This window comes from Desulfobacteraceae bacterium (genome assembly GCA_022340425.1).
In the GTDB taxonomy this organism is placed as follows: Bacteria; Desulfobacterota; Desulfobacteria; order Desulfobacterales; family JAABRJ01; genus JAABRJ01.
On the sequence record JAJDNY010000094.1, the window covers coordinates 1 to 18,846 of the forward strand.

Annotated in this window: 13 protein-coding genes and 1 riboswitch; of the genes, 5 read left to right on the forward strand and 8 right to left on the reverse strand. The window is 63.3% G+C overall.

Annotated elements, in window-relative coordinates; translation table 11 throughout:
- From LJE63_08520 to LJE63_08540, 5 genes are all read right to left on the reverse strand, one after another.
- The coding region (locus LJE63_08520) for an ABC transporter substrate-binding protein (protein ID MCG6906655.1) at window positions 1-339 on the reverse strand (339 nt) is incomplete at its 3' end.
- A 98-nt stretch (window positions 340-437) separates the two neighbouring features.
- The gene (locus tag LJE63_08525; GenBank protein ID MCG6906656.1) at window positions 438-2,417 is read right to left on the reverse strand and encodes a TonB-dependent receptor; all 1,980 of its coding nucleotides are present in this window, start codon (window positions 2,415-2,417) and stop codon (window positions 438-440) included.
- A gap of 129 nt (window positions 2,418-2,546) precedes the next feature.
- Window positions 2,547-2,756: riboswitch (cobalamin riboswitch) on the reverse strand.
- Window positions 2,757-2,861: 105 nt separating this feature from the next.
- Window positions 2,862-3,695, reverse strand: coding sequence for an ABC transporter ATP-binding protein (locus LJE63_08530; protein MCG6906657.1), 834 nt, complete (start codon window positions 3,693-3,695; stop codon window positions 2,862-2,864).
- Entirely contained in the window at window positions 3,692-4,702 is a 1,011-nt protein-coding gene (locus tag LJE63_08535; GenBank protein ID MCG6906658.1) for an iron ABC transporter permease, read from the reverse strand. The genes LJE63_08530 and LJE63_08535 overlap by 4 nt, the downstream gene beginning before the upstream one ends.
- Window positions 4,699-5,595, reverse strand: a complete 897-nt coding sequence (locus LJE63_08540; GenBank protein MCG6906659.1) for a cobalamin-binding protein — start codon at window positions 5,593-5,595, stop codon at window positions 4,699-4,701. Before LJE63_08540 ends, LJE63_08535 begins: the two co-directional genes overlap by 4 nt.
- Before the next feature lie 255 nt (window positions 5,596-5,850).
- Between LJE63_08540 and LJE63_08545 the strand changes: the two genes are divergently transcribed.
- Window positions 5,851-6,990 (forward strand): PQQ-dependent sugar dehydrogenase, encoded by a 1,140-nt coding sequence (locus tag LJE63_08545; protein MCG6906660.1) that lies wholly within the window; start codon window positions 5,851-5,853, stop codon window positions 6,988-6,990.
- On the opposite strand, the gene LJE63_08550 is transcribed toward LJE63_08545, so the two are convergent.
- On the reverse strand, window positions 6,987-8,849 hold the full coding sequence (locus LJE63_08550; protein MCG6906661.1) for a TIGR02281 family clan AA aspartic protease: 1,863 nt from the start codon (window positions 8,847-8,849) through the stop codon (window positions 6,987-6,989). The genes LJE63_08545 and LJE63_08550 overlap by 4 nt on opposite strands.
- A 242-nt stretch (window positions 8,850-9,091) precedes the next feature.
- Between LJE63_08550 and LJE63_08555 the strand changes: the two genes are divergently transcribed.
- The 4 genes from LJE63_08555 to LJE63_08570 all read left to right on the forward strand — a co-directional run bounded on the left by LJE63_08555 (window position 9,092) and on the right by LJE63_08570 (window position 15,132).
- Window positions 9,092-10,501, forward strand: coding sequence for an aminotransferase class V-fold PLP-dependent enzyme (locus LJE63_08555; GenBank protein ID MCG6906662.1), 1,410 nt, complete (start codon window positions 9,092-9,094; stop codon window positions 10,499-10,501).
- Window positions 10,502-10,800: 299 nt separating this feature from the next.
- A complete protein-coding gene (locus tag LJE63_08560) occupies window positions 10,801-11,694 on the forward strand; it encodes a transporter substrate-binding domain-containing protein (GenBank protein MCG6906663.1) in 894 nt (297 codons plus the stop codon).
- Window positions 11,695-11,719: 25 nt separating this feature from the next.
- Window positions 11,720-13,969, forward strand: a complete 2,250-nt coding sequence (locus LJE63_08565) for a response regulator (protein MCG6906664.1) — start codon at window positions 11,720-11,722, stop codon at window positions 13,967-13,969.
- A gap of 590 nt (window positions 13,970-14,559) precedes the next feature.
- Complete coding sequence (locus LJE63_08570; GenBank protein MCG6906665.1) at window positions 14,560-15,132, forward strand: PIN domain-containing protein; 573 nt, start codon at window positions 14,560-14,562, stop codon at window positions 15,130-15,132.
- A 12-nt stretch (window positions 15,133-15,144) separates the two neighbouring features.
- Here the strand turns inward: LJE63_08570 and LJE63_08575 are convergent, their stop codons facing one another.
- Together LJE63_08575 and LJE63_08580 are read right to left on the reverse strand one after the other, a co-directional pair.
- Window positions 15,145-15,735, reverse strand: a complete 591-nt coding sequence (locus LJE63_08575; GenBank protein MCG6906666.1) for a YdbL family protein — start codon at window positions 15,733-15,735, stop codon at window positions 15,145-15,147.
- A 152-nt stretch (window positions 15,736-15,887) separates the two neighbouring features.
- Window positions 15,888-18,845 (reverse strand): hypothetical protein, encoded by a 2,958-nt coding sequence (locus LJE63_08580; GenBank protein MCG6906667.1) that lies wholly within the window; start codon window positions 18,843-18,845, stop codon window positions 15,888-15,890.
- Window position 18,846: the final 1 nt, after the last annotated feature.

The window sequence follows — 18,846 nt, forward strand, 5'->3', positions numbered from 1 at the left end:
CTGCGCGGCGGCATAGAAAATGAGGTCCGGGGCGAGCGCCGCTATGCGTTCCAGCGACGGTGTAAGGAATCCTTCGACAATGGGCTTGGCCGCCATTTCCGGCAGGCGGTTGTCGTTAGCGGTCACCGCCGCCAGCGCCTCCCCGGCTCCCATGGCGACGATCATCTCGGTGATCGCGGGCACCAGTGAGACGACCCGCTGCGGCGGTTCCGGGATGCGGACCACCGTGCCGCGGTGGTCCACAACCGAAACCGCCGCGCCCCGGACCGGGGCGCAGACAAGCGCCAGGGCGAGGAGCGAGAATAATAATGAGGCCGGTGTCAGATGCGTTCTTGGCATGCCTATCCCTCAGGGCCGGGTGCGACATTGAAGGGTCACACCCGGCGCCTTTTGGCTCACGGTCTTGGATGGCCATTCCCACAGCCTGAAAAAGAGGTTTAAAACGAAAATTTCACGCCGGCGTGGCCCGACAAGCCCGCTGTGGCGTAGCTCCAGCTCTCCTCGTAGTTCTCGTCGAATAGGTTGTCGACCCTGCCATACAGCTGCACGTGGTCGTTTAGGTCATAGGCCGCGGCAAGATTGACCAGGTAGTAGGCGTCCAGGTCTTCCACCCGGTTGCCGTCCGCATCGACTGCCGAGGCGATGGTTTTGCGTTCGTCGACCCAATAGACGTCCAGGTTGAGGTTCAGCCGCTGGAGAAAGCGGTATCGCGCGTTGAAATAGACCTTGTTTTGCGGCCGCCGCACCAGTTCCTCCCCATCCGGGTCTTCGGTGTCGGTGTAGGTGTAGTTGAGCAGCAGTGAGAGCGTCTCGATCGGCGACCACTCCGCAAAGGTCTCCACTCCCTGGGTTTTGGTGGTGCCGTCCAGGTTATCATAGGTTGAGTCGAAGGTTGCCGGGTCAACGACGAATTCGATCTTGTCCCGGTAGCGGGTGGCGAAATAGGTGGCCCCGAATTTCACCTTGCCCTCCAGCAGGCGCTGCTCGAAGCCGGCATCCCAGCCGCGGCTTTTCTCGGCGTCGAGGTCCTCGTTGCCGCCTAGAAACCCGAAGGCCACGATGGGCTCGGCAAAAAGCTCATACAGCGACGGGGCGCGAAAGCCCGTGCCGTAGCTGGCCTTGATGGTGGTGTCGGTCTTTTGGATGAGATAGGAGGGGGCCACCTGCCAGGTGGTCTCGGTTCCGAAACGGCTGTGGTCGTCAACCCGGACGCCGCCCACGACAACCAGCCGGTCGTCCAGCAGAAAGAGTTGGTCGCTGACCCAGTAGCTGTTGATGTCGGCCTCTTTCTGGTCGCTGTCGTTCTCCTCCAGCTTTTCCTCGAAATAGGTGTAGCCGAGGGAAAGCGTGTTGATCTCGCCGAACATCAGGCTGCCCTGCCAGCCGGCTTCAGTGACGCGACCCTCGAGATCGTTGGTTTGGTTGTCGTCGGCGTCGTAAGTTTTGTTGTCCTGGTCGGCGCCTTTGTAGAAAAGATTGGATTCCACCCGCCGGTCCAGAAAAAAGTTGTGCACGTTGAACTGGTAGAAAAGCTGATCGCTTTCGGTTTTCTGCCTCTTGGAGCCGTCCGGTTCGAGCGTTGCCGGGAACGAGTTGAAATTCCAGCGGTCGGCGGCAAACCCGTTGAAATCGTCGATATCGGCGGTTGAATCAATGTAGCGGACAACGGCGTTGACGTCAAAGTCGTCGGTGATGTCGAGGCCGAATTTTCCCGACAAGGTGGTATTGTCCCAACCGTCGTCCTCGGCTGTGTTGCCGCCCCGCGCAATGTCCCGGTTGCGGTCGTTGGCCGCCGAAAAGCCGTCGGTTTCGGTTCTGGCGGCCGACAGCGAAAAATTGAATTTTTTCAACTGGCCGGATGCGTCGCCGAAGGCTCTCCAGGTATCGTAGGAGCCGTATTCCGCGCCGACGTGCGCCGTCGGTTTGCCGCTGCCTTTCTTGGTGATGATGTTGATCACGCCGGCGGTGGCGTTGCTGCCATACAGGGCGCTGAGGGGGCCGCGGACGACCTCGATGCGCTCGATATTGTCCAGCGTCAGGTTGGCGAGGTCGGCGGAACGGTTGGGCGATGAGGGGTCGTTGAACATGATGCCGTCCACCAGCACCAGCGTGTTTTTTGAGTCTCCGCCCCGGATGAAGACCGTGGTGGATGACCCCGGAGCGCCGCTTGCCACGATGTCGATTCCAGGTATCCCCTTGAGCGCTTCCGCGACGCGCGTCTGCTTGGCGGCTTCGATATCCGCCGCCGTGACCACGGAAACCGCGCTGCCGCCGACTTTGTCGAGAGCCGTTTCGGTGCGGGTCGCGGTCACCACGACTTCCGCCATGGTCGCCGGCCGGTCCTGCGCCGCGGCTGGTGCCGAACTGGCGAATGCCGCCAGCGCCCCAACTGCCAAGATTCCTGCCAACCGTTTCATAGTTCTTCCTCCTCGGATTGTTGTGGTGTGGCAGAGGGGCTGATGGCAAAAAAAAACCGGATCGAAACGATTTCGATCCGGGATTTCCCGTTTATCCTCAGAATCCGCAGGCACCCTCTGTCCACGAAGGCATGGCCCAACGGCTCAGGCAGGTCTTCTGACTTCCCAGCCTTTCCGGCCGCCTTCCCACCCCGCTCTGGCGGGGCAGTGGCATACACCTGCCGAAAAGGTTCCCGTCCTGGCATCCAGGACCGGCTGGGTCACAGCGGCGGGCCCGTCCCCGATTCGCACGGGGTTCCCTATTGAGCTGACAACAGCACCTGAACCTATTCCAGGTCTGCTTATGCCAAGAACTGCCTGAAGTCAATGGCTTATTGAATAGCAGGGGGACATTGGCACGGCGCCTGCCGCCGGCGGGCTTGCAGCCGCCGGCTCCGATTCCGGCTATTTCCCGCCGGGGTCCGGATCGGCCGGGCCGCCGGCAGCTTGCAGAAATCGGCCCGGGACGGGGGTGATCTGGGGATAGCCGCCCAGCGGGTTGGCGCCCACCAGCACGCGGCAGCCGTAGGTGCGCTCGATATTTTGGTAGGTGACGATTTCCCGGGGGGACCCGATGGCCACCCGGGTGCCGTCTTTGAGCAGCATCAGGCGGTCTGCGTACATGGCCGCGAGATTGATGTCGTGGGAGACCATGACGATGGTGACCCCCTTTTCCTCGCGCAGGCGGGCCATGAGGTCCATGACGCGGATCTGGTGGGCGAGATCCAGTGCGGCGGTGGGTTCGTCCAGCAGGATGACCGCCGGCTCCTGGCACACCGCGCGGGCCAGGTAAACCCGCTGGCGCTCACCTCCGCTGAGCTGGTCGAGCCTGCGGTGGCTCAGATGGGAGACTCCGGTGAAGCGCATCGCCTGTTCGGCAATCCGGCGGTCCTTTTGACTTTCCAGCCCCAGCAGGCCCATGTGGGGCGCACGGCCCATCAGCAGCACCTCCCATACGCTGAAGGGAAAGTTTTCCGCCGCCAGCTGGGGCACCAGCGCCAGGCTCCGGGCCAGTTCGCGGCGGCTGTAGGAGCACAGCGGGCGCTGGAGCAGGGCGACGCTGCCTCGGAAGCAGCGGTCGATCCCGGCCAGAATTTTCAGCAGGGTGGTCTTGCCCGAGCCGTTGGGGCCGATGATGATGAAAAACTCCCCCTTCCGGACCTCGAAGGACAGGTCCCGCAGGACCGTTTCGGCGCCGTAGGCGTGCCGGAGGTTGCGGGCGACCACGGCCGGGGTCATCTTCCGCTCCTCCTCAGGAGGAAGATAAACAGCGGTGCTCCGATCATCGCGGTGATCACCCCCACCGGCAGCTCGCCTTGGCGCGGCACGATCCGCGCCAGCAGGTCGCAGCCCACCATGTAGGTGGCGCCCCCCAGGATGCAGGCCGGAACCAGGATGCGGTGATCCGGCCCCAGCAGCAGCCGCAGCAGGTGGGGCATGACCAGCCCCACGAAACCCAGCAGGCCGCACTGGGCGACGGTGGCGCTGATCATAAACGAGGTCGCCACCAGCAGCGTCATCGTGACCAGCTTGATGTTGACCCCCAGCGCCATGGCGGTCTCCTTGCCCATCAGCAGGAGGTTCATGGCGTGGGACAGCAGAAAGACCAGCAGGAAGCAGGGGGCCAAAAGCAGCGCCAGCAGCCGGACCTGCCCCATGTCGGTGAGCGAGAGATCGCCCATCAGCCAGAAGATGATGTTGTGCAAACGGGAGTCCTGGGTGAGCGAAATCAGAAAGAGGATCATGGCCGAGCAAAACGCGTTGACCATCACGCCGGCCAGAAGAAGTGAGTCTTTTTTGAGGATCTGGCGGCCCGATGAGAGCACCACCACCAGCGCCAGGGTGGCCATGCTGCCCGCAAAGGCGGTGGCGCTGACCCCCGGAAAGCGCGACAGGCCCAGCAGGATCCCGCTGATGGCGCCCACTGCCGAACCTCCCGAGATCCCCAGGATATAAGGCTCCGCCAGGGGGTTGCGCAACAGCGCCTGGAAAACCAGGCCGCCCAGCGAGAGGGTCGCCCCGACCTCGGCGGCCATTAGCACGCGGGGCAGGCGAATGCGCCAGACGATGGTCTGCTGGACGAGATTGGCGGAATCCAGGGCCAGCAGCGCCTCCCAGATAGCCCGCAAGCCGCTGCCGGTGACGCCGAAGCCCAGCCCCAGGAAGCTGGCCGTCAGCAGCGCCAGCAAAAGCGGGAGCGATACGAGCAGCAAACGCCTCAAAACCGGTTGGGGGCCGGGGCTCATGGGGCTGCTTGCACCAGTTCCGGTTGGAGCAGGTCCACCAAAAGCTCCAGGCCGTCCACCAGCCGCGGCGATGCCCGGTCAAAGAGGTCGGAATCCACCAGGTGGATGCGGCGGTCGCGGGCGGCGGGAATTTCGGGCCACTGCTGCCATTCGGCCTGGGCTTTGAGGAAACTCTCGTTGCGGTCCATGGAGGTGATGATTACGATTTCGGGTGCCAGGGCGATGGTCTCCTCCCGGCTGAAGCGCGGGTAGGGCACCGCCCCGGCGGCGACGTTGGTTCCCCCGGCCATGGTGATCAGTTCGTGGATGAAGGTCCCGCTGCCCACGGAGACGATCGGGGAAATCCCGATCTGGAAAAATACCCGCGGCCGGTGGGTGGTGGCGGCCACCCGGTCTTTGACGGCCGTGATGCGGGCGTTCATTTCGGCCACCAGGCTTTGCGCCGCGAGGCGCGCATTTAAAAGGCCGCCCACCTCCAGGATGGTCTCGCCGATAGCCGTCAGATCGACCGGGTTGACGGCGTAAACCGGGATCTGCAGTGCTTCCAGACGCTGGATGACCGCCTTGGGGTTGCCGTCCTTGACGGCGATGCAGAGGTCCGGCGCCAGGGCCACAATCCGCTCCAGATCCAGGTGGACATAGGAGCCCACTCGAGGCAGGTGCTTCGCCGCGGGGGGAAAATCGCTGAAGCGGGTCACGCCCACAAGCCGGTCCTCGCGCCCCAGGGCGTAGACGATCTCGGTGATGCTGGGCGCCAGCGCCACCACCCGCCGGGGGTCCTCCGGGACGACGACGCTGCGGCCCATTTGGTCGATCACCGTCCCCGCGGCGGATGATTGAAAGGCTGTCAGGACTGCAAGGGCCCCGATGATGAGTTGGACAACGGATCGCATCGGCCAAAAATTTCCGGCTTCCGCCTGCTGGCGGTCTGTTCCCGAGCACCCCGGAAAGCGTTTGGTGTTTCGTGAAGCCTCCATGCGGCTGATGTGGGCAAATCTACCTTTCGGCCCCGGAGCCGTCAACAGGAATCTGGGCCGCGCCCGGCCGGCGGCCGAAAGGTTTCTCCGCTGGGTCAGCGGGCGGTCTTTGAGCGACACACCCTCGCGGGCCGTCTCTTGTCAGCATTTCCCAACCGAAAGGAGTGTCTCATGATCCCTTTCCTGTTTCGCGCCGCGATGGCGGCGGTTGTCTTGGCGGCTTTGACCGGCGGCGGTGTTGCCGCCGCAGCGGCTGCGGGCAAGCCCTTCGAGGTGCAGGAAGTCGCGCGCTTCGACCAGCCCTGGGCGATGACCTTTCTGCCCGACGGGCGTCTGCTGGTGACCGAGAAACCGGGTAAACTGAAGCTCTTTGACGTTGGCAGCCGGGCAAGCACCGTGATCAGCGGTGTGCCGGAAGTCGCTTACGGCGGCCAGGGCGGCCTGGGGGATGTGGTGCTGCATCCGCGCTTCGCAGAAAACGATCTTCTCTATCTCAGCTACGCCGAGGCCGGTGCCGGCGGCGCCGGTGCCGCCGTGGCGCGCGCGCGGCTGGTGTTGGATCCGACCGGCGGCGGCAGACTGGAGGAACTGGCGGTGATCTGGCGCCAGGTGCCCAAGGTGTCCGGGCAGGGGCACTACGGCCACCGGATCGCATTCGATCGGGACGGGATGCTGTGGATCACTTCCGGCGAGCGTCAGAAGTTCGACCCGGCCCAGGACCTGCAGTCCACCCTGGGCAAGATCATCCGCCTGGAGGACGACGGGCGTGTGCCGCCCGACAACCCGTTTGCGGATAAAGGCGGCGTCAGCGCCCAGATCTGGTCGTTGGGGCACCGCAACCCGCTGGGCATCGTCTTTGACGCCGACGGCCGGCTGTGGGTGCATGAGATGGGGCCCAAAGGCGGCGATGAACTCAACCTGATCGAGAAGGGTGTCAACTACGGCTACCCGATCGTTTCCGAGGGCGACCATTACAGTGGCCGCACCATCCCCGACCACCACACCCGGCCGGAATTCCGCGCCCCGGTGATCTCCTGGACCCCGGTGATCTCGCCGTCGGGCTTTATCATTTACACCGGCAAGCGCTTTCCAGACTGGCAGGGCAGCGGCCTGATGGGCGGTCTTTCCTCGCGCGCGCTGGTGCGCATCACATTCGACGGCGAGCAGGCGCGCGAGGCCGAACGCTTCGACATGGGCACCCGCATCCGTGAGGTGGAGCAGGGCCCGGACGGGCTGGTCTGGCTGCTGGAAGACGAACGCTACGGCATGGGGGGGCGCCTGCTCAGGCTGGCCCCGGTAACCGGTGGCTAGCGGGGCGCCAGGAGGAGCAGCCCTTTTTCCGACTGCAGCTCGGCGTCGAAGTGCTCCAGGTAGTTCAGGCCAAGCAGCCCCCAGCCGGGTCGTTCGGGCAAATCCAGCACCAGTGCGCGGACATCGTTCACCACCCAGCCTCCGATTTCAATCTGGGGCAGGCGGATTTCCGGGGCGAAGCGCACCCCGCCGGCGGTGACGATCCGTCGCCGCGGTCTGCCGCCGTCCGCCGCAATTCCCAATGCCGCGGCGGCAGACTGGGGGACGGTCACCAGCGTGGCCCCGGTGTCCACCAGGAATTGCTGGCGCACCTCGCCCCCGAGGCCCGCGGTCACCGGGATGCTGCGGGCCCCGGGGGTGAAGCGGATCACGATCTTGCCCGCCAAAGCTTTCAACTCGGCGATCTGATCGGCCAGGCGTTCGGCCTGCAGGCGAAACGGCTCCGGATAGGCCCGCATCTTGAGCAGGCTTTCGGCCCGGCGCCAGTCCCCGTCGGCCAGGGTTAGCTGGACCGCCGACAGGTGCACCGCGGGGTCCTCGGGCATGAATTCCGCTGCCAGGCGATACGCTTCCCAGGCTCGGCCGCGCATTTCCGGCCGGTGGGTATGGGCCATCTGGCGGGCGTAAATCTCGCCGTGCCAGGCCGCGAGTTGCGCCCGATCAGAATCGGCATCGGCCATGCCGCCGTCGGTCGCCGCCATCACCAGTCCGACGGCGGCGCCGTATCCGTAAGCCTCGAAGGCGGCGTCGGCCACCGCCAAGAGCAGATCGAGGCTGCCCGCCGCCCGCAGGATGTCAGGGCCGCAGATTTTGGCCGCTTCCTCCGCAGCGCCCGTTTGCAGCAGCTCCGTGGTCAGGGCGCGCATGCGCGCGATCACCGTCTCGGGACGGATGTCGGCCGGGGTTTGCACCGGCGGCAAAACCGCTCTGCGGCTGAACCCCTCGGCCCACTGGGCCAACTCGGCTGCGGGCTGGCCTTTTGGGGCCAGAGCCAGCGCCTTCAGAAAGCTTTCCTCCCGACTGCCGGCGAAGGTCAGACGGTAGAAGTCGGCCACCTGGAACTCGGGCTGCAACAGCTCGCTGTCCAGACCGTACCAGAGATACGCGTGGCTGCCGCCATCCGCGAAAGTCCAGCCGACAATTCGGCCGGCCTGCAGTAAAACCCCCGCCCGCTTTTCCGCCTCGCCCAGGGCGCATTTTAAAAAGTGGCCCTGGCGCATGCATCCCGCGCTCTGCAATGTCGCCGTCTGGTCGGCGCCGCCCGCCAGCGGCCGCCACGCCAGCGGTTGGTCCTCCTGCCAGGCGGCCAGCCGGCTGCCGGGGATCTTGAATTCCCCCCCGATGCGCCACAAACCGATCTCGTCGCTGTCGAACAGGACACCGCCTTCGATGGGAAACGCGGTCCCGTCACCCAGTTCCAGGACCCAGTCGTGGGCGCCGGATACGGCCGCGGCCGGCAGCGCCACCCAGCCGCCGGCCACAATCATCACCGGTGTCTGGTACAGCTCCGCACCGGCGATATCCCGCAGGGTGACCCTCCCGTAGAAGGGCTTGAAACCGTAGGCCGCCCGGGCTGCTTCAGGCGGTCGCCTTGGTCGCCGGTTGGTGGCCTGGGGAAGGGGGCCGGGAGCCGAAAAGCCGGGCGGAGAGCCGTCGGGCGGGAGCTTGGCAGGGAGAATAAGCCCCAGCTTGGGGAGGGACCAGAGGAACAGCGCCGCCAGGCCGGCGCAAAAAACCAACCCGGCGATCAGCCCCGTCCGGGTGCTGCGCCGCCTCGCGCCGGCGGTCAGGCGGGCACCGCAACGACTGCAGAAACGGGCGTCATCGGAGCAGGCGCTCCGGCATTTCGGGCATTGCATCGAAGACCGTCCTGGTCATTGGGGGTTTCGGACTGAAAGGTGGTGCGAGACGGTGCGCAACAAAAAAATTCCCCCCAACTTCAGTCTGTGACCCCATCGGACGATGAAATCAAAGGAAATTTCAAACTTCCTGGGCACGGTCCTGCAAATCCATCGCCTCAAAAAAACCTTCTGAAAATTGGAGCGCACCAGATACCTTATTCACCCGATCAGGGCCCCTGGTCACTGTCAAAGGAGGAAACGTGGCTGAAATCAAGAACAATGCAAAACCCGGCGACGGCGTCACACGGCGCGGTTTTATCAAACTGGCGGGCTATGCCGCCTTCGGGGGGGCGGCAGCGATGGCGCTGCCCGACATCGCCGCGGCCGCGAAAAAAAAACCTTTGAAACCACCGCTTTCCCCGGAACCCCGCTTCTGGGAAAAGGTCCGACAAGAATTCATCCTCGATCCCGACGTGGTCTATCTGAACATCGGCACCACCGGCGCCATGCCCCGCAGGGTCCTGGAAAACTACGCGCAGTATAACCGTTTGGCGGCGTCGCGTCCACGCACTTTTGAAAGCGAACTCGGCGCCACCTTCGGCCTGCCGGACCAGCGGGCGGAGCTGGCCTTGCAGTTCGGTTGCTACCCCGATGAAATCTGCCTGTCGCGCAATACCACCGACGGCCTGGACGCCATCATCAACGGCCTGGAATTCCATGCCGGCGATGAAATCCTGCTGACCCACCACGAACACATCGGGGCCCTGGCGCCCCTCAACGTCCTCCAGGACCGCTACGGCGTGGTGCTGACCGAGGTCGAAATACCGGTCCTAAAGGTCCAAGACGCCGCCCAGTTCGTGGAGTGCTTTAAACAAAAATTTTCCGAAGGACGCACCAAGGCCATCGTCTTTTCGCACATCACTTACAAAACCGGCACCCGCCTGCCGGCCAAGGAACTCTGCCACTGGGCCAGGAGCAAAGGGCTGATCTCGATTGTGGACGGGGCCCACGCCCCCGGCATGATCGCCCTGGACTTTCACGACATCGGCTGCGACTTCTATGCCGGCGCCGGCCACAAGTGGCAGTGCGGACCCGGCGCTACCGGCCTCCTCTACATGCGCAACCACGGCGAGAATCTGCCCAAATTCTGGCCCCAGAACAGCTCCACCTACACCTTCCTGGCCCAGCCCACGGGCAACCTGCGGGAACAATACGACATCGCCTACGCCATGCAGTACCGGGGCCAGGCCAACATTGCCGCCCTGCTGGCGCTGGTGGACGCCTGCAACATGTGGGAGCGGATCGGCCGGGACCGGATCGAGGCCTACGTCTGCGACTTGAGCGCCTATCTGAAAAAGGCGTTGCGGAAAAAATTCGAGGGGCAGGGGACTTTTTTCTGTCCGGATGGGCCCGAATTCGCCAGCGGCCTGACGAGCTTCAACCCCTTCGACGAGGTCATCGACGGGGCCCGGCTGACCAACTTCGTTCAGCGGCTGCAGGACGAATACGGCTACCAGGCGCGCTACACCAACTTCAGGATCTTACAGGATGACCTGGAGGATGCTTACGCTATCCGCATCTCCACCCACCTCTTCCACAATCGCCGGCAACTCGACGGGCTAGTGGCGGCCATGCACGATCTCTACGGGCGGATGATAATGGGCGGATAGGATCGCGGCGGCAGCGGTTCGTATGCCAATCCGCTGCGGCCTTCGACGGGCCGTAGAGCTTTCAAAATTGTGGGACTTTCTATACGGGATGCCCCCGAGGCGGCGCTTCGCCAAGGGGGCGCGGCCCTTTTCGTCTACCGCCGCGCGCCATCGTCAAAAAGACCGGTGCAGGACTTTATCCCGCTTCCAACCGGATTGGGTCTTAGTTGGAGGCCGGTTCAACCGATATGAGCTTTAGAGCGAATTGCCCGGCCCTGCGCCGGTCGGCCACCGCCCCGCCATTTCTCAGGAGAAATGCCATGCCGCGGATGTCCCGCCCCATTTTTGGAGTTCTTTGGTTTTTCCTGGCGCTTTCCACCAGCGCAGCCGCCGCCCCCGCCGCCGGGGATTTGTCCGAGATTCTGAAGCGCGGCGAGCTGCGCCACATCGGCGTGCCCTACGCCAAGTTTGTCACCGGCAGCGGCGACGGGTTCAGCTGCGACCTGATCCGGGAGTTTGCCCAGGAGTTGGGGGTCCGCTATGTCTACGTGCGATCCTCCTGGAAAAACGTCATCAGCGACTTGATCGGCCGGCAGTTCACGGTCAGCGGCGACGACGTCACGATCATCGGCGACGCGCCGGTCAAGGGCGATCTGATCGCCAACGGTCTGACGATGCTGCCGTGGCGGCAGAAGTTGCTGCACTATTCCCGGCCGACTTTTCCCAGCGGTGTCTGGCTGATCGCCAGGGCCGATTCGGAGCTGCAGCCCATCACCCCCAGTGGGGATTTGACACGGGACATCGCAGAGGTCAAGGCCATGCTTTACGGCCACAGCGTTTTGTGCATGCCCGGCACCTGTTTGGACCCCGCGCTCTACGGGTTGAACGACATTGGTGCAACCCTGGTGCCGCTGCCGCTTAAAATGAACGAATTTGCGCCGGCGGTGATCAATGGCAGCGCCGAAACCAGCCTGCTGGACGTGGCCGATTCCCTCATCGCCCTTGAAAAGTGGCCGGGGAAGATCAAGGTGATCGGCCCGCTCTCGCTGCCGCAAACCATGGGGGTGGGCTTCCCCAAAACCTCGCCGCAGCTTTTGAACCGTTTCAACGCCTTTATGGACCGCATTTACAAGGACGGCACTTACAGGCAGCTGGTCGACACATACTACCCGGGGGTCGAGGTGTATTTTCCGGAATTCTTCAATCTGAAATAAAAATCCTGTTTCCGGTTTTAGCCGCATGTTGCTGCACAGACGCATCACCCGCAAAAGGGAAAGCATTTTCCTGTTGGTCACCGCCATCGCCCTGGCCGGCTACATCGGCTTTGTGCTTTACGCCAACTACCTTTCCCATGAAAAACTGCGCGAGACATCCCTGCGGCTGATCAGCCAGGAGATGGACAAACGCGCCACCGACCTGCGCTATTTTTCCGAGGCCCTCTCCAAAGAGGTCCGTGACCTTGCGTTCAACGGAAAAATCGCCCTGTTTTTTGAAAACAAGGCCCTGGGAATGAGCATGGAGTACGGCCTGGGGTCAACCCTGCAGGCCCTGGGCGGCAGCTTCCGAACCTTCGTCGATCAGAAAAAGCTCAACAACCAGCCCATCTACGAACGCGTCCTCTTCCTGGATCACGAGGGACGACTGCTGATCGACACCGCTCCGCCGCGCCTTCGGCAGGAATTGCCGGCGCAGGCCACAGCGTTTTTCACGGGCCGCCCCGAGGGGTTTTTCCTTGATTTCGACCGTGATCTCAACTGGCCGGCAGTTCTCTACACCGCGCCCTTTTTCTTCAAAGGCCAGTACAGCGGCCAGATCGCGGCCTGGCTCATCCCGCAAAATGTTTTCACCCATTTTCTCACGAACCCCTCCGCGTCGGTTAAACACACCGGCATTGCCTGCAGCCGCGACCACGTTCTGCCGCGGACGGAAGGGCAAGTCTTCTATCGGCCTGAGGAACAAGGCCTTTTTTTGGATGAACAGGCCTTCAGCGCGCTCTTGCAGCACCGCCTGCAAGACGGTCAAACTTCCGTCCTGCAGGTCAAGGTGGCTGGAACGCCTTTCACCCTGTTTGAAATCCTGCAACTGGACGAGATTTTTGGCAAAACATCGCCGCAAACTCTTTTGCTGGCCCTGGCACTGCTCGCCGTGGTGGTGATGGGGGCGCTGGCCTATGTGGTCCTGGTGGTCACTCAGAACCGGGTGCTGCACACCCGCGTCATCGAGGCCCGCAAGAAGGAGGGCGAGATCGCCGAGAAAAACCGCGAACTGAAAGCCGAGATCGAGGAGCGTATCCGGGCGGAGGAGGCGCGCGAGGAACTCGAAGTGCGACTGCAGCGCGCGGAGAAAATGGAGGCGCTGGGCACCCTGGCCGGGGGCGTGGCCCACGATCTGAACAACATCCTCTCCGGCATCGTCGGCTACCCCGATTTGCTGCTGATGGAGGTGCCCGAGTCCAGCCCGATGCGATCGGGGATCCTGACCATCAAAAAATCCGGCGAAAAAGCCGCGGCCATTGTCCAGGACCTGCTCTACCTCGCCCGGCGCGCGGTTCCCGACAAGCGGGCGGTCAATTTAAACGACATCGTCCAGGAGTATCTCAAAAGCCCCGAATACCAGAAACTCCACTATTATCACCCCAAGGTGGAAACCCTGACCCGCCTTGAGCCGCACCCCCTGCCGATTTCCGGCTCCCCGATGCACCTTTCGAAAGCCTTCATGAACCTGATCTCCAACGCCGCCGAGGCGATGCCCCAGGGCGGCACCATCGAGGTCGCCACGGCCAACACCTATGTGGATCGGCCCTTCCGCGGCTACGATTCGGTGGAGGAGGGCGAATACGTGGTGCTGGAGGTTCGCGACAACGGCATCGGGATCGCCCCCGAAAACATCGAAAGAATTTTCGAACCCTTTTACACCAAAAAAACGATGGGTCGCAGCGGCACGGGACTGGGGATGGCCGTGGTCTGGGGCACCGTCAAGGATCATCACGGATACATCGACGTTCAGAGCGCGGAAGGCCGGGGGACGATCTTCAAACTCTACCTGCCGGTGTCGCGCCAGGCCCTCGCCGAAGTCGATCATGCCTACCACCTGGAGGATTACCTCGGCCGGGGCGAATCCATCCTGGTGGTGGACGACATGCCGGAGCAGCGTCAGATTGCGACCATGATGCTGGAAAAGCTGGGCTACAGCGTCAGCACCGCCGCCAGCGGGGCGGAGGCGGTGGACTGCGTGGCGCAAAAGCCGGTGGATCTGGTGGTGCTGGACATGATCATGGACCCGGGGATCGACGGCCTCGAGACCTACCAGCAGATCAAAAGCCTTCATCCCCATCAGAAGGCCGTGATTGCCAGCGGTTTTTCGGAAACCGAGCGCGTCAAGGCCGCCATCGAACTGGGGGTGTCCGAATACGTCCGCAAACCCTATTCGCTGGAGAAAATAGGACTGTCGGTGCGCCGCGCGTTGCAGGTCGCTCCAAACGGCCTGTAGAGGGATTAGGGGCAGCCGGCTGCGGTTGCAGTTAAACCCCTCGAGGTAGATCTTGCTTACCGCCGCTTATTTTCGCGAAGCCTGGAGGCAAACTCCGCGATCGGCGTCGCCGGGAGTGGGGAGCCGCCAAAATTGATGGTTCCGCAAAAAGCGTTTTACCCCGGCGTGCTGCGGTGTTTGTCAGAAAGGAACCTTTAAGGGTACCCCCTGGATAGATCGGGATTCACAACTCCCCTTGTTCTTTGTTCATTTTCTTTTGCGGAAAAGAAAACGAACCAAAAGAAACCGCCCGCGCCCCTGCGGGCTGCCCTGCGCTTCTCGCAGCCGACGGGCCCTGTGGAATGCGCTTGCGCTCAGACAGCCACAGGGCCTTTATCGCCGGCTGCTGCGATGCTCGGCCCGGGACGATGGGACATCAATCGCCAACCTCAACAAGCGGTTGAGATAAGGCTGCGGTCTTCGAAAAACCCCATACCTGCGTGGATTAGCGGTGAGTTCCTTAGAAGCCCAATTTCTGCGTTGCGCTGCATCTCGAAGTCGCTGCGGCTGATCAATTCCGAAAGACAAATGAAATGAGAACGAATTTCATCTTGGTTGATTTCGAGAATGTTCAACCCGACAATTTCAGGCTCTTAAACGGGCACCCAGTCAAAATAAAAGTTTTTTTGGGCTCCAATCAAGTCAAGATTCCAATTGATTTGGCACGCTCCCTCCAGCAGTATGGGTCAAATGCAGAATACATTCAAATTGAGGGAAGCGGGTGCAATGCGCTGGACTTTCACATCGCCTATTACATCGGGAGGCTGGCCGGCGAGAACCCCGATGCCATTTTTCATGTGATCTCCAAGGACACCGGGTTCGATCCGCTGATTAAACATCTGAGGGCGAAAAAGGTGTTCTGTCAGCGTTCGTCATCGATTGCCGACATCCCGCTGGTCAAATCAGCGGATTCCACGTCTGTTCCCGGGAAGTTTGAGACCCTCATTGGCAATTTGGCCAAACGAAAAACGGGCAAGCCTCGAACCTTGGAAACGCTGCGAAGCACTATCAAGGCACTTTTTCCCAATCAGCTCTCGATGGGTGAACTTGAGGCACTCATCGAACAACTGAAAAAGCGGGGCGCAATCAAGGTCGGTGACGGCAAAGTACAGTATGATTTTTAAAAACAGCCCGCTCTACTTCTGCCGCCAGCTGCCGCCCGGCCCTTCGAGATACCAGCCGGGGCGGGCCTGATCCCGCCACGAGTTGGCGAAGATGGCCTGCACCTCTCCGGCTTTGTCGGCAAAGCCGTTGGCGGCGGCGATTTCCTTGTAGAGCTGGAGGCGGTCGGTGTTTTCGGCGGCCACCAGGCGCGTGACGCTGCCGCGGGATTTCAGGTCGAGGTTGTCGGTGCTGCGCACCTTGAGCAGGCCGTCGCTGCCGATGCCCACGTGGCCGGAATCGAGAAAAACGAAAAGCTCCTGGGAGCGCTGCTTCATTGCGTTTTTGATGGCCCGGATGGCGGGTGTGCTGACGTTGATATCCTGGGCGGCCAGTGCCGACCGGACCTCGAACAGGGAGCGGATCAAGCCGCTGGTCTTGCCGCCCGCTTCGGAAGGTGCGGATTGGGGCGCGTCGGGGGCGCCGCTTTGCTCTCCCCAGACCTCGTGGACGATTTTGTCGGCGGCGCTGCGGACCTCTTCCGCCGGAAAATAGATGTTGATGGTCACGCATGAGATGATCGCGATGACAGCCAGAGCGGATAAAATTCCGGGCACCCTTGGCATGGCGGGCCTCCTGTTTGACGGTTGGGGTGGGAGCGACAGACCGGTTGCCGTGCCGCCGGATTTGGTGCGCGCTGCCGCGGCAACCGGCTCGGGTGTTGGGTGACACCTCTGTATATCGCCCCCCCGCGTGAAAAATCAAGCCGCTAGCGGGGCTATCCGCCGGCGCGTTCAATGCGCTGCAGGCGCCGGACCATTTCCGTGAAGGAGATTTTGGGGCTGGAAATGATGACATCGATGCGCGGCGGCAGGAGGCCGCCATCGACCAGGTATTTGCGCGAGCCGGGGCGGGCGGTGCCCGCCAGGCGGAAAACGTCCCTTTCAAGGGTGCAGGCCAAGCCGATTTTGCGGTAGCGGTAAAAATCGATAAATTGGTAAATGCCCTGGGAAAGCGCCTGGGAAACGCCCCCCTGGCTGATGACCGTCAGGTTGTTGAGGGCCTTGACGCTGATGTTGCGCTTGCCGGTCTCGCGGGTGGCGAATTCGGCCTCAAAGCGTGTGGGCGTTTTCCCGAAAAGCCTCAGATTGTGAATGTGACCGTCGGCGATGCCGTTCATTTCGCCGACGGCCAGGGTCCGGGTGAGCTGGAAAAGATCCAGGGCGGTGAAATCGATGTCGGCAAAAAAACTCGCGTAGGGGGTCAGGGGGGCTTCAAGGCGCATGCCGCGGATCGAAAGATCGCCGCCGAAGGCGCTGATATCCATCGCGCCGGGGGCGCTCAGGACCCCATCGACATATCGAATTTTGCCCAGATCGGCGTTTAGTCGGCCCATCAGCGGCAAAACCCCCAGGGTTTGGGTCAGCCGCTGCAGATCCACCTCCAAAATGCGGATCCGGGCGCTCATGTCCGCGCCGTTTGGCGTATATGCGGCGGCGGCGTCCTGAATTTCCAGGCGGCCGCCGGCCACCCCGAACACCAGCGGGCTTCGGATCACCAGGCGGTTGAGCGCCGCCTGCAACCGGATCGGGGAGGGGTCCAGCACCAGGGGGCCGACGGCCAAGCGTGCAAAGGTCAAACTGCCCGGCTGCAAGTCCGCCGGCTCCCCGGCGCTGCCCGTGAAATCGGAGGCGAAGGCGAAGGGCAGGACCCCGCTGGCCTTTTCCAGGCTTAGGCCTGCCGCAGGCCAGGTGAGACCCAACCCGTCGGGTTGCAGCCTGCCCCGGGTGCGCCAGGTGCGGCCCTGCTGCTCCAGCCGAAAGTCGCCGGCCACGGCCCCGGACACCCCGAGGGTCTCCATGCCGCTGACGGTTTCCCCCAGGACGGATCTGAGGATCTCCGCAAACAGGCCCGCCATCTGCGGTGCGGCGAAAGAACCGGTGAGCCGGGTCGCCCCGGGGGCGATTCGGCCCTCCAGCTGTGCGCTTCCCAGACCGTTGATGGTTAGATTGATCCGCTGCGCTTCCAGGCGCCGCGCTCCCGGTGCGAGCGTTGCGCGCAGGTCGGCTCCGGTCGCCAGCCTGGAAACATCGGCATAGAAGGTTCCCCGCAGGACCTCGTCGGCGGCGATTTGGGCCTTCAGATCAAGCTGCAGCGGCTTGCCGCCGGATCTGGCATCGATCTCGCCCTGCAGTGTGAAACGGCCGCCGGTCAGTCCGGTCATGCCGTCGGCCGAAAAGAATTCCAGCTTCTGCCCGGCCAATGTGTCCAGGCGCAGCCGCATCCCCTCGGCACTGGTCGACAGGACGCCCGCGGCAGAAATGTTGCCGCTTAGCCCCCCTTCACCGGTCGGCCGCAATGACGCCGGCAGAAGGCCGGGGCCGAAAACGGCCGCCAGAATTTGCCAGGGGGTCGGTAGAAGCCGGAAGCGCAGCGCTTCCCGGGTGCCCTCGGCCCTGAACACCTCGCGGGAGTCTATCTGAAGACCGATATCCCCAGAAAATGCGCCGTCATTTTGCCGTAGGTGCAGCTGCGCCGCCAGCGGCTGCAAGTCGATTCCATTTGCCGCCGGCGTGATCGCCGCAGGCAACCCTTTCAAATCGGCCGCCAGCCGGAGGGTGCCGGCTGCCAGTTCGAAGTCGGCTTCCAGCGCCAAACCGCCGGCCAGCACGGGAGTTTCCTGGTCGTGCAGACGCCGCTGAAGCGCTTCGGCCTGGGGGACCTGCAGGGAGAAGTCGCCCCGCAGGCTGTCGCCGTCATTTTGCGCGTTGAAGCGCCCGGGGGCCATACCGGCCAGCAGAAAGCGGGCCTCCGCCTGCCAGATTCCGGTGGCCGCGTTGGTCAGGGCCGCCGTCAGGGCCGCCAGCGGCAGCCGCACCATCGGGGTGCGGATTTCGGCGGCCGCTGCGCGCAGCTCAACCGTCCATCCCCGGGTATCCAGGCTAAAATCGGCTGCCGGCTGGAGAACCTCGAAGGTCCAGGCGCCGGTGGCGATGGGCAGCCCCAGGGCCGCTGTGATCTGGGCCAGATCGCCGCTGTCGAAGCGCTCCAGGGCTAAAGTGCCGCTGACCAACGGGCCGTCGGCCTGGGGCAGGGTGACCTGCAGCGGCGCTGCGATCAGCTGGTGGCCGCCCACCTGGACGTGCTCCAGGGTGATCCGCTGCCGGGCGCCCCACGAGCCGCTGCCCCGGACTTCCAGAGCGAGGCCGGGGGCTTCGCCCAGACGAGCCGAAGCCCGAAACGGAAAGGGGGCCCCGCTGCCGGTCTCGACCTGGATCTGATCCAGGCTGTAGCGCCCATCGGCGGTGCGATATGAGAAGCGGCCGCCCGCGATTTCAAGCCGCGTCACCCCCCAATCCGGAACCTGGAGGGGCCCATCGGAGGAAGGCACCTGGGGGCTTGCCTGAAGCTCCAGTGCGGGCTGGGACAGGTACAGGCGGTCGATCCGGCGCGCCAGTAAACCCGAGGGCGACAGCCCGATTGCGGTGCGTGGCAGCAAAATACGGTAGTGGCCTGGGCGGTCCAGGGAAACCCCGGAGAGGAAGATGGCCGCATCCTTCAGGGTGATGCGTCCGATGCGGACTTCGGCGGCAAGCCGGGCGGATGCCGTGCGTTCAACCAGCGGCCGCAGGAGCTGGTTGAGCAGCCGGTCGGACTGCCAGAAGGCGGCCGCTAGGGTCAGCCCACCGATCAGCCCCAGCCCGAGGAGGATATAGGTGAGGCGGCGGTGTTTCATG

Excerpts from the sequence above, each read along its gene's own strand:
- LJE63_08550 (MCG6906661.1), bottom strand. The coding sequence starts at position 8,849 with ATGCAATGCCCGAAATGCCGGAGCGCCTGCTCCGATGACGCCCGTTTC.
- LJE63_08560 (MCG6906663.1), top strand. The coding sequence starts at position 10,801 with ATGCCGCGGATGTCCCGCCCCATTTTTGGAGTTCTTTGGTTTTTCCTG.
- LJE63_08575 (MCG6906666.1), bottom strand. The coding sequence starts at position 15,735 with ATGCCAAGGGTGCCCGGAATTTTATCCGCTCTGGCTGTCATCGCGATC.
- LJE63_08535 (MCG6906658.1), bottom strand. The coding sequence starts at position 4,702 with ATGAGCCCCGGCCCCCAACCGGTTTTGAGGCGTTTGCTGCTCGTATCG.
- LJE63_08580 (MCG6906667.1), bottom strand. The coding sequence starts at position 18,845 with ATGAAACACCGCCGCCTCACCTATATCCTCCTCGGGCTGGGGCTGATC.
- LJE63_08530 (MCG6906657.1), bottom strand. The coding sequence starts at position 3,695 with ATGACCCCGGCCGTGGTCGCCCGCAACCTCCGGCACGCCTACGGCGCC.
- LJE63_08545 (MCG6906660.1), top strand. The coding sequence starts at position 5,851 with ATGATCCCTTTCCTGTTTCGCGCCGCGATGGCGGCGGTTGTCTTGGCG.
- LJE63_08525 (MCG6906656.1), bottom strand. The coding sequence starts at position 2,417 with ATGAAACGGTTGGCAGGAATCTTGGCAGTTGGGGCGCTGGCGGCATTC.
- LJE63_08565 (MCG6906664.1), top strand. The coding sequence starts at position 11,720 with ATGTTGCTGCACAGACGCATCACCCGCAAAAGGGAAAGCATTTTCCTG.
- LJE63_08540 (MCG6906659.1), bottom strand. The coding sequence starts at position 5,595 with ATGCGATCCGTTGTCCAACTCATCATCGGGGCCCTTGCAGTCCTGACA.